The sequence below is a fragment of the Peptacetobacter hiranonis genome (assembly GCF_008151785.1).
Lineage (GTDB): Bacteria > Bacillota > Clostridia > Peptostreptococcales > Peptostreptococcaceae > Peptacetobacter > Peptacetobacter hiranonis.
The window spans coordinates 850,908-866,052 of record NZ_CP036523.1; the positions used below are offsets into that span (position 1 = coordinate 850,908).

12 protein-coding genes are annotated in these 15,145 nt (G+C 31.9%); all 12 read left to right on the forward strand.

Annotated features, from left to right (window positions below; genetic code table 11):
- Positions 1-86: 86 nt before the first annotated feature.
- The 12 genes from KGNDJEFE_RS04020 (at position 87) to KGNDJEFE_RS04075 (ending at position 14,631) form a co-directional block, all read left to right on the forward strand.
- Positions 87-2,012: a sucrose-specific PTS transporter subunit IIBC gene (locus KGNDJEFE_RS04020; RefSeq protein WP_006439948.1), complete on the forward strand. Its 1,926-nt coding sequence runs from the start codon at positions 87-89 to the stop codon at positions 2,010-2,012.
- A 62-nt stretch (positions 2,013-2,074) separates the two neighbouring features.
- Positions 2,075-3,520 (forward strand): glycoside hydrolase family 32 protein, encoded by a 1,446-nt coding sequence (locus tag KGNDJEFE_RS04025; RefSeq protein WP_006439949.1) that lies wholly within the window; start codon positions 2,075-2,077, stop codon positions 3,518-3,520.
- Positions 3,521-3,536: 16 nt separating this feature from the next.
- On the forward strand, positions 3,537-4,502 hold the full coding sequence (locus KGNDJEFE_RS04030) for a carbohydrate kinase family protein (protein ID WP_040410395.1): 966 nt from the start codon (positions 3,537-3,539) through the stop codon (positions 4,500-4,502).
- 329 nt (positions 4,503-4,831) lie between these two features.
- Positions 4,832-5,836: an aspartate--ammonia ligase gene (gene asnA, locus KGNDJEFE_RS04035; RefSeq protein WP_040410396.1), complete on the forward strand. Its 1,005-nt coding sequence runs from the start codon at positions 4,832-4,834 to the stop codon at positions 5,834-5,836.
- A gap of 266 nt (positions 5,837-6,102) precedes the next feature.
- The gene (locus KGNDJEFE_RS04040) at positions 6,103-7,311 is read left to right on the forward strand and encodes a dicarboxylate/amino acid:cation symporter (protein WP_006439952.1); all 1,209 of its coding nucleotides are present in this window, start codon (positions 6,103-6,105) and stop codon (positions 7,309-7,311) included.
- A gap of 498 nt (positions 7,312-7,809) precedes the next feature.
- Entirely contained in the window at positions 7,810-9,021 is a 1,212-nt protein-coding gene (locus KGNDJEFE_RS04045) for a dicarboxylate/amino acid:cation symporter (RefSeq protein WP_006439953.1), read from the forward strand.
- Between the two features lie 541 nt (positions 9,022-9,562).
- Positions 9,563-10,945 carry a dicarboxylate/amino acid:cation symporter gene (locus tag KGNDJEFE_RS04050; protein WP_006439954.1) on the forward strand — a complete coding sequence of 461 codons (1,383 nt, stop codon included), beginning with the start codon at positions 9,563-9,565 and terminating at the stop codon, positions 10,943-10,945.
- Positions 10,945-11,430 carry a hypothetical protein gene (locus tag KGNDJEFE_RS04055; protein WP_006439955.1) on the forward strand — a complete coding sequence of 162 codons (486 nt, stop codon included), beginning with the start codon at positions 10,945-10,947 and terminating at the stop codon, positions 11,428-11,430. Before KGNDJEFE_RS04050 ends, KGNDJEFE_RS04055 begins: the two co-directional genes overlap by 1 nt.
- A gap of 29 nt (positions 11,431-11,459) precedes the next feature.
- Positions 11,460-12,986 carry a type 2 periplasmic-binding domain-containing protein gene (locus tag KGNDJEFE_RS04060; RefSeq protein WP_006439956.1) on the forward strand — a complete coding sequence of 509 codons (1,527 nt, stop codon included), beginning with the start codon at positions 11,460-11,462 and terminating at the stop codon, positions 12,984-12,986.
- A gap of 161 nt (positions 12,987-13,147) precedes the next feature.
- Positions 13,148-13,675, forward strand: a complete 528-nt coding sequence (locus tag KGNDJEFE_RS04065) for a TlpA family protein disulfide reductase (RefSeq protein ID WP_006439957.1) — start codon at positions 13,148-13,150, stop codon at positions 13,673-13,675.
- Positions 13,675-13,815: a CD1871A family CXXC motif-containing protein gene (locus tag KGNDJEFE_RS04070; protein WP_006439958.1), complete on the forward strand. Its 141-nt coding sequence runs from the start codon at positions 13,675-13,677 to the stop codon at positions 13,813-13,815. The genes KGNDJEFE_RS04065 and KGNDJEFE_RS04070 overlap by 1 nt, the downstream gene beginning before the upstream one ends.
- Positions 13,816-14,631 carry a 4Fe-4S binding protein gene (locus tag KGNDJEFE_RS04075; protein ID WP_006439959.1) on the forward strand — a complete coding sequence of 272 codons (816 nt, stop codon included), beginning with the start codon at positions 13,816-13,818 and terminating at the stop codon, positions 14,629-14,631.
- Positions 14,632-15,145: the final 514 nt, after the last annotated feature.

Genomic DNA, 15,145 nt, shown 5'->3' on the forward strand with positions numbered 1-15,145 from the left:
TGACAAGAAAGTGGAACCGGTACTATAATATAAATGTAAATATGAAATCGGTACCATTTTAAATATGAACAGGAGGAAAACGATTTATGAATTATTCAGTTGTTGCGAGAGATATAATCTCTTGCGTAGGTGGAAAGGAAAATATGAAATCAGCACAACACTGTGCGACAAGATTAAGATTAGTATTAAAAGATAAAAATATTGTAGATGAAAAAGGTCTTGAAGAAATCGATGCAGTAAAAGGAACATTCTACACAAATGGCCAGTATCAGATAATATTGGGATCAGGTGTAGTAAACCTTGTTTGTGAGGAAGTAATTAAACAGGCGAATTTAAATAGTGAAAATAAAAATTCAAAAGAAGATGAAGAAGTTAAACAGGAAGGAAATCTTCTACAGAGAGCAGTTAAAGGACTAAGTGATATATTTGTCCCAATAATACCAGCAATAGTTGCAGGTGGGTTAATGATGGGACTTTACAATGTACTTACTGCGGCATTTTTCGCAGGAGGTAAATCAATTATAGATTTATATCCTCAGTTTGCGGGAATAGCATCAATGATAAATCTATTCTCAAATGCGGCATTTACATTTTTACCAGTATTACTTGGATTCTCAGCTAGTAAAAAATTCGGCGGTAATCCATATTTAGGAGCTGCAATGGGGATGATAATGGTTCATCCAGAATTATTAAATGCTTATGCGGTTGGAACTGCAACAGAAATTCCATATTGGGATATATTTGGTTTACATATAGCTATGGCGGGATATCAGGGAACAGTTCTTCCAGTTTTAGCTGTGGCTTGGATAATGTCGACTATAGAAAAAAGATTACATAAAATAACTCCTAGTTGGTTAGATAACTTAACAACTCCTCTATTAACAACATTAATTACAGGATTTGTAACATTCTTATTCATAGGACCTATAATGAGAAGTGCTGGGGATTACTTGGCAGCTGGACTTAGCTGGATGTACAACACTTTAGGATTTATAGGTGGGGGATTATTTGGTTTATTATATGCACCTATAACAATGACAGGTATGCACCACAGTTTTATAGCAGTAGAAACTCAGCTTATAGCAGCTAAGGCAACTACTGGAGGAAGTTTTATATTCCCAACAGCGTCAATGAACAACATAGCTCAGGGTGCTGCAGTTTTAGCAGTTCTTTGGATAACTAAAAACGAAAAAATGAAATCAGTTTGTAGTGCAGCAGGTATCTCAGCATTACTTGGAATAACTGAGCCAGCGATGTTTGGTGTTACTTTAAAACTTAGATACCCATTCATAGCAGCTATAATAGGAACTGCTTGTGGTAGTGCATTTTTAGCGGCATTCCATGTATTAGCAATAGCACAGGGAGCTGCGGGAATACCAGGATTTATATCAATACCAATTCAGAACTGGGGATTCTTTGCAATAGGTGGAATAATATCATTTGTAGTTGCATTTGGACTAACATTTATACTTGCTAAGAGAGATGCAATTAAAAACGGAAAATCAAAAGAAGCTGCAGAAGAAGAGGATGCAGCAGAAAAAATGCTTGAAGCAAATGGAATAGAAGAAGTGAAAGAAGAAAAAATATACAGCCCAATGAACGGTGTTGTAAAAGATATAGAAAATTCATCAGATGAAGCATTCTCATCAAAAGCTATGGGATATGGTGTCGTAATAACTGAACACGACGGAAATGTTTATTCACCTGTAGATGGAGAGGTTGTGTTTACATTCCCAACAGGACACGCATGTGGTATAAAGAGTGATGCTGGAGCAGAAATATTAATCCACTGTGGAATAGACACTGTAAAACTAGAAGGAAATGGATTTGATACTAACCTTGAATCAATGCAGAAGGTTAAAAAAGGCGATTTATTAATAAGCTTTGATAAGAATTTTGTAGAAAAATCAGGGTATTTATCAGAAGTTCTTATGGTTATAACTGGATCTGAAAAAGATTTAGAACTTAAAAAACAGGGTGAATGTAGTACTGAAGATATAATATTTGAATAAACTATTTAATATTTAAAAAGATATTAAGAAATTATTAAGACTAAAAAATTGGAGAGAATGAAATGAACATAGAAGAATTTAGAGAAGTTTGGGAAGAGAATAAAGAACTTAGAGAATTAGCTGCAAATGATAAAGATAGATTAAATTATCATATAATGCCGACTAGTGGCTGGGTAAATGATCCAAATGGTCTATGCCAATTTAAAGGGATTTACCATATTTATTACCAGTATTCTCCGTTTGATGTAAATGGAAAACTGAAACTATGGGGACATATAACTACAGAGGATTTCATAAAATATCAGGAACATGAACCTGTTTTATATCCCGATTTTAGATACGACCAAAACGGAGTGTATTCAGGAAGTGCAGTAGTTAGAAATGGGAAGATAAACTATTTCTATACAGGAAATGTTAAATATTTAGACGGTGATTACGATTACATAATGACTGGTAGAGAACAGAATTTAATAGCTTGTAGTAGCGAAGATGGGTTTAATTTTAGTGAAAAGGAATTAATAATGACTAACACAGATTTTCCATCTAATTTAAGCCTACATGTAAGAGATCCTAAAGTTTATCACAAAAATGGTATAGACTACATGGTAATAGGAGCTAGAGATGATAATAGTATAGGTTGTATATTAGTTTTAAAAGGGAAAGATTTAAAAGATTGGGAATGCCATACTGTAATATACAGCGATGAAAAATTTGGATATATGTGGGAGTGCCCTGATTTATTTGACTTAAATGGGGAAACTGTGCTTGTAACTTGTCCTCAGGGTGTTCCAGAAGAGGGATATATTTACAAAAATGTACATCAAAATGGATATTTCTTAGTGAATGGAGATTTAGAATCTAAAGACGTGAATTTATCTGAATTTAGATTATTAGACTATGGATTTGATTTCTACGCACCTCAGAGTTTTGAAGATGAATCAGGAAGAAGAATACTTGTAGGTTGGATGGGTATTCCAGATGCGGATTACACTAATAGAACTACTGAAAATGGATGGCAACACGCACTTACAATGCCTAGAGAATTAATATTAAAAAATGGTATAATATATCAAAGACCAGTTGAGGAAATTAAATCCTTAAGAGGAGATAATCGTACATTTACAGCTGATGAATTTAAAAATTTAGAAGTGGAAAATCTTTCTTTTGAATTATGTGCTGAGTTTGAAAAATGCAATGAGTTTAAATTAAATTTAAGAAATGATATAAGTTTATCTTTTGATAAATCTAAAGGTTTAATTGAATTAAATATGGGAGAAAGTGGATGTGGTAGAGATGTTAGATATGCTTACTGCGACGAGGTGAGAAATATCGACGTATACTCTGATATATCTGCATTTGAGATATTTATAAACGACGGAGAAATTGTGTTTACAACTAGAGCATATACTGACGGAATTCAAAAAATTGGATTTGAAAAATTAGATGGATTAGCAAAAGTTTGTATGTACGATATGAAAAAAATAGTATTTGAAATCGATGAATTTTAGAGAAGGGGATTTTGATATGAAAAAGTTGTGTGCAGTTGGAGAGGCACTTATAGATTTTGTGCCTATGGAAAAAGGACAGAGATTAAAAGATGTTGTTACGTTTAAAAGAGTTGCAGGTGGAGCTCCAGCAAATGTTGCAGGTGCATTTTGCAAACTTGGTGGAAATGCAAAGATGATAACTAAACTAGGTAACGACGCTTTTGGAGATTATATTGAAGAAACTCTTAGAGAAGTTGGGATAGAAACAGATTCTGTAATAAGAACTGACGATGCAGATACATCTCTTGCATTCGTTTCGCTTGCTGCAGATGGAAATAGAGATTTTATGTTCTACAGAAGAAATTGTTCTGACTTATCATTAGATTTTTCTGAGCTAGATGAAAATGTATTAGATGACTGTGAAATACTTCATTTCTGCAGTGTTTCATTAAAAGAAAGTCCTATGAAAAATACTCATGTAGAGCTTATTAAAAAGGCTTCTGAAAAGGGAATGATTATAAGCTTTGATCCAAATTTAAGATTTTCTCTTTGGGAAAATGAAGCTGATTTAAAAGCTGCTGTCAAAGAATTTTTACCTTATGCAGATATTATAAAAATTTCTGATGAGGAGTTAGAATTTATAACAGGAGAGCAAAAAATAGAAGATGCTTTAGAAGATTTATTTGCACTAGATAAATGCAAGATAGTGGTATATACAAAAGGTGCCGATGGGGCAGAGGTTTATACTAAAAATGCTGTGGCAAAACACGATGGATATAAGGTAGATGCTGTAGACACTACTGGAGCAGGAGATTCATTTATAGCTGCATTATTATACAAAATTGCCGATTTTGATGGAGGACTTGAAGAACTACCAGAAGAGTTTATTTACGATGCAGTAAAATTTGCAAATGCATATGGAGCATTAACTACTCAGAAACAGGGTGCTTTAGCATCTTATGCAAATATGGAAGATACTATGAAATTTATGGAAAATAATTAATTTTAAGTGAGTGAATAGGAAATAACTAATAGTATTTTAAGTTGTTTCTCTATTCACTTTTTTTATTAAAATTGCTAGAAAAATTTATATTCATAGCTAAAGATTTATTTATCAAAAAAAATAAAAATTAAATGATAATCAATAGATATATAGACAAAATTAAGTGAAAAAAAGTATTTCCTCTTTAATTAATAATAAAAAATTAATAATAGAAGGATAATAAAAAAATCAGAAAATTATCTAATTTCTTGACAAATGAAAAATTAAAGTTTATTATATCTAAAAATCAAACAATTGAAAGAAGCAACAAATTAGGAGGAGTGCAAGTTATGGGATTAAAATTACCTAAAGATTATAAAGATAAATTAGATATAATGGAAACGCAGATAGCAATAAAAAAACTAAAAGACTACTTTGAGTTAAGATTAAGTAGAGAACTTAACCTAACCAGAGTATCGTCGCCTTTATTCGTTTTACCAGAAACGGGTATGAATGACAACTTAAATGGTGTAGAAAAGGCTGTTAATTTCAATGTGCCTTGTTTAAATAAAAATGCAGAGATAGTTCAGTCTCTTGCAAAATGGAAAAGAATGGCATTAAAGAGATATGGATTCTCGGCAGGTTCTGGATTATACACCGACATGAATGCTATAAGAAAAGACGAAGAACTTGATAATTTACACTCCTTATACGTAGACCAGTGGGACTGGGAATTAGTTGTGAACAAAGAAGACAGAAATATGGAAACGCTTAAAGAAACAGTAGAAAAGCTTTATATAGTATTCAAAGATACAGAAGTATTCGTATGTTCTCTTTATCCTCATATACCAGAAATACTTCCAGAAGAGATTACATTCTACACGTCTCAGGAGCTTTTAGACAAATATCCTGAGTTAGATGCAAAAGGAAGAGAAAATGAGGCAGTAAAAGAACATGGTGCTGTATTTATAATGCAGATCGGGAAAGTTCTTTCTAATGGTGAAAAACACGATGGAAGAAGTCCTGACTATGATGATTGGGAATTAAATGGAGATATTCTATTCTACAACCCTATCTTAGACGAGGCTATAGAATTATCATCTATGGGTATTAGGGTTGATGAAGAAAGTTTAGACAGACAGCTTACATTAGCTGGATGTGATGACAGAAGAGAGCTTGATTATCATAGAATGCTTTTAAACGGAGAATTACCATACACAGTAGGTGGAGGTATAGGTCAGTCTAGAATTTGTATGTACTATTTAAGAAAAGCACATATAGGTGAAGTGCAGGTTGGTATATGGCCTAAAGAGCAGATTGACGCATGTGAAGAAGCAGGGATAAAATTATTATAAATATAGTAAAATAGAATATAAATAATAAATTAGTGATATTGATAACTAGGATATTAATATTTTGAAATTTATTTGATTACGAATTTAAACCGAGCTACATTGTTTTATGAAGTGAAACTATATGTGGGCTCGGTTTTTTTATTCTTAAAAATATTTTAAATAGGTTATTATTCAGAAATGAATTTTAATAAAAGCCAAATAATAAAACCAAAGTAAAAAACTAAAGAAAACAAAAAAACAAAAAAACAAAACAGGAGGACAAAGCAATGGCAGAGGAAAGCAAAAAGAAAAAATTAGGTCTAGTCCCTAAACTAATTATAGGGATTATAGTAGGTATTATAATTGGATCTTATTGTCCAGCACCAGTAATACAGGTGTTAGTAACAATAAGTGGATTATTCTCATCATTCTTATCATTCGTAATACCATTTATAATAATAGGATTTGTAACAGCAGGTATAGCAGATTTAGCAACAGGAGCTGGAAAATTATTAGGAATAACTACAGCAATAGCATACGGCTCAACTTTAGTAGCTGGTTCAATAGCATTCATAGTAGCATCAGCATTATTCCCTAAATTCATAAATGCAGAAGTTGCAAGCCAGATAGGTGACCCAAGTGCAGGTCAGTTAAGTGCAATATTCTCAATACCACTAGAACCAATGGTAGACGTAACAGCAGCAATAGTATTCGCATTTATGATGGGGCTTGGTATATCATATCTTAGAAATCATGGAAAAGGTGAAGTGCTTTTCAAATTCTTCAATGATTTCCAGGATATAGTAACAGCAACACTATCAACAGTAATAATACCATTATTACCATTATACATAGCTGGTACATTTGCTAACATAGCATATGCAGGACAGGTTTGGAATATACTTGGAGTATTCTGGAAAGTATTCGTAACAGTAATACCTCTACACTTAATCTACTTACTATGCCAGTTCTCACTTGCTGGAGCTATAGGAAAGAAAAATCCTTTCACAATGTTAAAAAATCAGATACCTGGTTACTTAACAGCTATAGGAACTCAGTCTTCAGCAGCTACAATACCAGTAAATGTAGGATGTGCGGAAAAGAATGGAGTTTCTAAACAGATAAGAGAATTCGTCGTTCCTCTATGTGCAACAATACACTTATCAGGATCAATGATATCAATAACTTGCTTCACAACAGCAGTTTTAATGATGAATAATATGCCTCATGGAATAAATGTATTATTCCCATACATAGCAATGTTAGGTATAGCGATGGTAGCAGCACCAGGAGCACCAGGTGGAGCAATAATGTCAGCACTTCCATTCTTACCAATGGTTGGTATACCATCAGAAGGTGGATTAGCATCATTAATGATAGCTCTATACTTAACTCAGGATAGTTTCGGAACAGCATGTAACGTATCTGGAGATAACGCAATAGCAGTTATAGTAGACAGAATAAATGATAAATTATTCAAATCTAAAGAAGCTTAATTTATTGAAAAAATATATAAATAAGATAAAATAATAACAAGAATTATATGCTAAATTAAATAATAAAATTGTAAAAAATATTAAAAATATCAAAGATTAATATAGTAAATTTTAATAAAAAAATAAAAATACTCGGTTTTTATAAAATAAATTAAATTTTTTGATAATTTAAAATTATCGTTCTTATTAAATCTTTGTAGATAAAAAAACAAGTCGAATTGCATAGTTTCAACGTTTATAAGCTATGTTGTTCGACTTTTTTTATAGGCTTATAAGAAATATTTATAAGAAAAAATTATGAAAACTATTTCATACTTATTTAAAACGTGTTAAAATATAAAAAAACGTTTTTTATTCACAACTGAATTATGTCATAAAAATTATTTAAATCAATTAAGTCTTAAACGGGAAAATATATATCTAGAAATTATATTGCTAATATTTAAAATTCAGTAGTGATTAAAATAAAGCCTAAAATATGAGTAGGAGGAAATAGTAATGGCAGAAGAAAAGAAAAAGAAAAAAATTGGCTTAGTTCCTAAGCTGATCATGGGTATTATAGTAGGTATCATAATCGGGACATACTGTCCAGCACCAGTAATACAGGTGTTAGTAACAATAAGTGGATTATTCTCATCATTCTTATCATTCGTAATACCATTTATAATAATCGGATTCGTAACAGCAGGTATAGCAGATTTAGCAACAGGAGCTGGAAAATTATTAGGAATAACTACAGGAATAGCTTATGGTTCAACTTTAGTAGCTGGAACAATAGCATTCATAGTAGCATCAACATTATTCCCTAAATTCATAAACGCAGAAGTAGCAAGTCAGATAGGTGACCCAAGTGCAGGTCAGTTAAGTGCAATATTCTCAATACCATTAGAACCAATGATAGATGTAACAGCAGCAATAGTATTCGCATTCATGATGGGTCTTGGAATATCTTCATTAAGAAACAAAGGTAAAGGCGATGTTCTTTATAAATTTTTCAATGATTTCCAGGATATAGTAACAGCAACATTATCAACAGTAATAATACCATTATTACCATTATACATAGCTGGTACATTTGCTAACATAGCATATGCAGGACAGGTTTGGAGTATACTTGGAGTATTCTGGAAAGTATTCGTAACAGTAATACCTCTACACTTCATATACTTAATAGGACAGTTCTCATTTGCTGGTGCAATAGGAAAGAAAAATCCTTTCACAATGTTAAAAAATCAGGTACCTGGTTATTTAACAGCAATAGGAACTCAGTCTTCAGCAGCTACAATACCAGTAAACGTAGAATGTGCAGAAAAGAACGGTGTTTCTAAGCAGATAAGAGAATTCGTTGTTCCTCTATGTGCAACAATACACTTATCAGGATCAATGATATCAATAACTTGCTTCACAACAGCAGTTTTAATGATGAATAATATGCCTCATGGATTCAATGTATTATTCCCATACATAGCAATGTTAGGTATAGCAATGGTAGCAGCACCAGGAGCACCAGGTGGAGCAATAATGTCAGCACTTCCATTCTTACCAATGGTTGGAATACCATCAGAAGGTGGATTAGCATCATTAATGATAGCTCTATACTTAACTCAGGATAGTTTCGGAACAGCATGTAACGTATCTGGAGATAATGCAATAGCAGTTATAGTAGATAGAATAAACGATAAATTATTCAAAAATAAAAAAGAAGCATAAAAAATAGAAAACCCAAAAGACTTTTAATATAAGCTTCTTCTCGGTATATACGGATACCGGGAGGGGGCTTATTTTTTATGTAAAAAAAGAAATTAAAATTCATAATGTCACGAATTTATATAAAAATAAAGGTAAAAGTTTTGTTAAATTTACATAAAATTACCCTTTAATTCAAATAAAATCTATATACTTATAGATTTTTTCTATATATAAATACAGAAATTTGCACGTATGAATAATGATTCATTCAAAAGTAAAAAAATAAAAAAATATTTAAATGAGAAAAAAGTTTTGTTTAAATACATTGAAAATGCTTATATTAATGATAAAAAAAACTAATGATAAAAAGTTGTACTGAAATATCTGTTTAAACTAAAAAATGCAAGTATTAATTTATAAAAACGGTAACTAGTAAAAACTATTTTAATTTAAGAATATAGATGAAATCTATTTGAATTTTATTTAGTTTGAAGTTATAATGAAAAAGTCATTTTTTAAGAGAAAACATAAAACAAAGACATAAAATAAAGGAGGTTGAAAAATGATAGACGTAATAGCAAGTGTGAATTGGATTTCACTTTTAGTATTATCTATTACATTACTTTTATTCAAAGCCCTTGTAAAAATATCTTATAAGGTAAACTGGACATTTGTCATACTAATAAGTATGGTAATGGGTGGAGTAATAGGTATAGTATTCGCATCAGAGGGGAACACGTATCTAGTATGGTTAGATTTAATCGGTCAGGTATATGTAAATCTAATAACAGCACTAGTTGCGCCAGTTGTTTTAATTTCAGTAATTTCAGGATTTATAACACTAAACGATAAAGAAAAAATGAAAAATATCGGTGTTAAATCAGTAGTTTGGTTATTATTATCAGCTGTTGGAGCTATAGTAGTAACTATGTTAGTTGGTGTAATTACAGGAATTGGTAAAGGTGGAGGAGCTGTATTTGCTGATATAGCAGCCGTTACTGATACTACTGTAAATGCATATAAAGACATGGGAACTTCACTAAATGAAGTTTTACTTGGATTATTCCCAACAAACGTAATAAAAGATTTATCTGAAGATAATGTCGTAGCAATAATAGTTATGGCGGTATCTGTAGCTGTAGCTTATGTTAGTATATCTTCTGAAGAAGGAGAAGAAACATTATCAAGCTTCAAAAATCTTGTAGAAGCAGTTAAGAAAATAATATTCCGTATATTATCATACATAATAGACTGTACTCCATTTGCAGTATTATGTTTAATGGCGACATCTGCTAGCCGGTTATTTAGCGATAAAGATGCTGTTGTTCAGTTATTATTATTATTAGTTGCTATATTCGGAGTATGTTTCTTCCAGACTTATGTATTCAACGGATTACTTTTAAAATTTGTAGCAAAAGTAAACCCAATCGAATTCTTCAAAAAGACTTTCGATGCTCAGGTTACAGCATTTACTACACAGAGTAGTGTTGGTTCACTTCCAATAACTATAGATAGATTAGTTAAAAAAGTAGGGGTAGATGAAGAAGTTGCCAACTTTACAGCACCACTAGGTACTACAATAGGTATGCCAGGATGTACAAGTGTATGGCCAGTTTTACTAGCAATATTCTACATGAATGCTACAGGAATGAACTGGGGATTTGGAGATTATTTAATCCTTGGATTTATGGCACTTATATTAGCTATGGGTAGTGCTGGGGTTCCAGGTATAGGTGTTGTATCTGCTGTTGCGTTATTCAGTGCGGTTGATTTACCAATAGCAGCAGTTGTTCTTTTAATGCCTATAAACAACATGTCAGACATGGCTCGTACATTACTAAACGTTGTTACAGCTAATGTTACAGCTACAGTAGTCGCAAGAAAAACAGGACTTCTTGACGACGAAATATTCAATACAGAGGAAGAAATAAAGGAGGCCAACTAATGAAAAAATCGACAAAATTATTATTTGCATCTGTTGTTGTGTTCTTTATACTTTCAATAGCTTCAGCTAAATGCTCTGTATATAGAACAGAAAAAGCAATATCAAACATAGGTGAAGTTGCTTATACAGATGAATGTAAAGAAAAAATAGATCGTGCAGTTTTCTACTATAATTCTCTTGATCCAGAATTAGGGCTAGAAGAAAAGATATCAAACACAGTAGAATTCGACAAAGCAAAAATAGAATACGCTAGACTTGCAATAAAAGCAGCTAAAGTTGCAGATGCAAGAAAAACAGTTGAAGAATATTCAAACACAGACGTTGAAAACTATGTAAAAGCAGCTAGAGAAGTTGTAACTAACTACTTAAAAGAAGACCAGTATATGTCAATAGAAAACTATGCTGACCTTGTAGCTTTAGAATCAGAATATTCATCAAGTGGCGGTGGCGGTGCTACTGAAGAAGTATCAATTCCAATGTGCTAATTAAATAGGAAAGGAGAAATAAATAAAGTATGAAGATAAATAAGAAAGTTATATCTACAATACTAGCAGCTACACTTGTTGCAGGTGTATTAACGGGATGTGGTAATAAAGAAGCTAGTACAACAGAAAACACATCTAAAAAAGAAACTTTAGCTGATACAAAAGCTCAGCTATCTTCTCCAAAATATGATTTTGAAAAAGAATATGCTTTTGGAGACTTCAATAGACATTCAAATGCTGATATGGATCGTCAGAACGGTGTAGATACATTTGAAGATAAAGAAATAGTATTCAAAGACATAAGTTATGATCAGCTTATGAACTTAATGCAGCAGGAAGGGAACTTCCTTATACAGTTAAGTGGTTCTTGGTGCCACAACAGTAGAGCCATGGGGCCTTCTGTAAATGAATTTGCAAAAAAATATGGAATAGACACAATATACTCATATGACTTTAACGTAGACAATGGGGAAGATGGTTCTATGTTCGTTCGTATGACTAACGGGAAAGACACAGTAGGGGCTAAATACAACTACATGTACGGAGAAATGGTATCTAGATTCTTAACTAACTTAGATGACTGGATAGAATATCCATCTGACTCAGATACTGCAATATCTTACACAAATGCAGATGGTAAAGAGGTTACTGTAGGTAGATTACAGCAGCCAATAATGTTCCTTTACAATAAAGACAATGTAAAAGATAATAGTGGTAAAGGTGTAGCTAGAGGAAAATTCCCAGTAGTTTACGCTTTTGAACAGATGGTTGAACGTGATGAAAAAGGTCTTTATGTAAAAGAAACTGATGCAGAAGGAAACGATGTATTAGATAAAGAAGGAAAACCAGTTAGAAAATATGTTACAGAAGAATACAGAAAAAATCTTCTTAAAATATTTGACTACATAAAAAATAATAAAATAGAATTAGCTCATTACGATAAAGAAAAATATATAAAAGATGCGTTTAATTCTTACGGAAAAGAAATATTCAAAGCAGACGAAAAAGTAAATATATATCCAATAACATATCGTCAGTTAGAATGGTTAACAGATCAGGACGGAAACTCTCTAATAATGATGGGTGGACCTGGAAATGAAAAAACTCGTTCTATAATATCTACTGTAAATCAGTACGCTGTTAAGAACAATGTAAGAGTTTATATGTACGATCCACAGATAGATGGTGCATATACAACAGATAAATGGGGATATAAACAGACTACAAATATATTAGAAGAAAACTCTCCAATAGTTCATATGTACAAAAATCTTATAGATAGACATTTAACTAATCTTGAAGGAACAAGAACAATGGAAGATGGAACAACTATAATAAGTGCACCATACTTCTTCGAGTTCAATAAAGATGCTAAAGATGAAGATGGATTTGTTGCTCCAATAGCTTCATTTGTAGAAATGCCATATACTTCTAATCCAGAAGCTAGATATTCTATAGGAAAAGAAAAGAACTTAAATGCTTGTAAAGAAAGTATATTAACTGTTATGCAGAAATACGGAGAACTTACAGGTGTTAAAATACAGGATTTAAAATAATCCATCAAAATATATAGGATAAATTATTAAATATATAAATAATATAAATATATCCTTAAATAAAAATTGAAAAAAGTACCTCGGGATATATTCTTGAGGTACTTTTTATTATATAATCTAATTAATTATAATTTAATTAAAAAAGATTAGGAGGAAAATTTATGTCGAAAAAAATAAAAGTTTTAGCGATGTTAATGGGATTAATAATGACATTATCTTTAGTTGGATGTGGAGGAAATAAAAGTGCTTCAGGAGAAGTGAAGGTTGGAGATGAAGCACCTGAGTTTTACGCAGACCTAACTAATGGAAAAAGTTTTATACTTTCAGAAAATAAAGGTAAGGTAGTTTTAATTAATTTCTGGGCTACTTGGTGTGGACCATGTGTTGAAGAATTACCAGCGATAGAAAAACTTCAGAAAGAGTACGGAGATAAGATAGAAATAGTTGCTGTAAACTACGGTGAGGATAAAAAGACTGTCGATGAGTTTTTAAAAGATAAAAACTATACTTTTAAAGTAGCTTATGATGAAAATATGGATATATGTAATGCATATCCTTCAGACGGTATTCCTTATTTAGTTGTTGTAGATAAGGAAGGAAAAGTGCACGAAACTATGGTAGGATCTGCAGGAGCAGATGAGCAGTACAAGAGAGTTTTAAGATCTTTAACGGAGGCTTATGAAAAATAATGAATAAGGGGAAAATACTTAGAAAGGTTATTTTCGTAGCAGCAGTTCTTTTGATAATAGTTGGAGCTTTAAGTGGCGGAATTAGAGATGTTATGAACAAGGCAAATAGAATTTGCTACGAATGTATAGGAATAGGATAGATGTTTGAATGGATAAAAGATAGAAAAAGAAGATTAATCCAGGTAATTTCGGCTGTATTATACAACTGCAATATAGGTGGATTTGCTGAGGGTAAAATCTATCAAGGAGCAAGCAAGGGGATGTGTGTACCAGGGCTTAACTGCTACTCATGTCCTGGAGCTATAGGATCTTGCCCACTTGGAAGTGTGCAGTCTGCACTAGTATCTGCCAAGTATAAATTTCCATACTATATAATAGGAATACTTTTGCTCTTTGGAATACTTCTAGGTAGGGTGATTTGTGGATTCTTATGTCCTTTTGGGCTAATTCAGGAATTACTTTACAAAATACCTACTAAAAAGGTAAAAAAAGGAAAATGGAGCGAAAAATTATCTTTATTAAAGTATGTAATACTAGTTGTATTCGTTGTAATAATACCTCTAACTATGTCAGCGCCTGGGTTCTGTAAATATATTTGCCCAGCTGGAACATTAGAAGCAGGTGTACCTTTAGTGTCTAGCAATCAGCGGTTACAGTCGCTCACAGGATTCTTGTTCAACTGGAAAATAGGGATTATGATAATAATTCTTGTTATGACAGTGTTTGTATTTAGAGGATTTTGTAGATTTTTGTGTCCACTTGGAGCATTCTATGGGTTATTTAACAAGATTTCTGTGTTTGGATTTGTAATAGATGAGAATAAATGCACAGGATGTAACGCATGTACAATAACTTGTAAACTTGATGTAAAAAAAGTTGGGGATATGGAATGTGTACAATGTGGGGAATGTATAAACAAGTGCAAAGAAAATGCGATAAAATTTAAAAGAAAATAATGTTTATAAAGGGCTGTTACGATTTAGTAATAGCCTTTTTAAGTATATCATCATGATTATTTTCCCTCCAGGCTTCAGCGTGGTGTAGGTAAAATATTTTGTTGCAAAACAACCTCACGCTTGCAGATTGTCGGTGCAAATAATTCATGATGATATTACTTAAAAGACGGCTACTAAATCATAAACAGCCCTCTCATAGCATTAAATTTCTTTTAAAATTTTATTCGCTGGAAATACGTAAGTAAGGCAGTAAAAAGAGTAGAAGTTTTAAGGATTGGCTATCGTTTAATAATATGCAATATATTTATATTTTTAAATAACAAAAAAAGCCCTCCTCTGAGGGATTTTCTGCTATGTATTCCCATATTATTCAAATTTTAACGATGAAATAAAGTAATTTTAAGTATTTAGATAATAATTTTTAATAACCTTCGGTTGTTTAAGCAATAAAAAAGCCCTCGTCTGAGGGCTTTTCTACTATGTATTTCCGTATTATTTAAATTCTAACGGTATA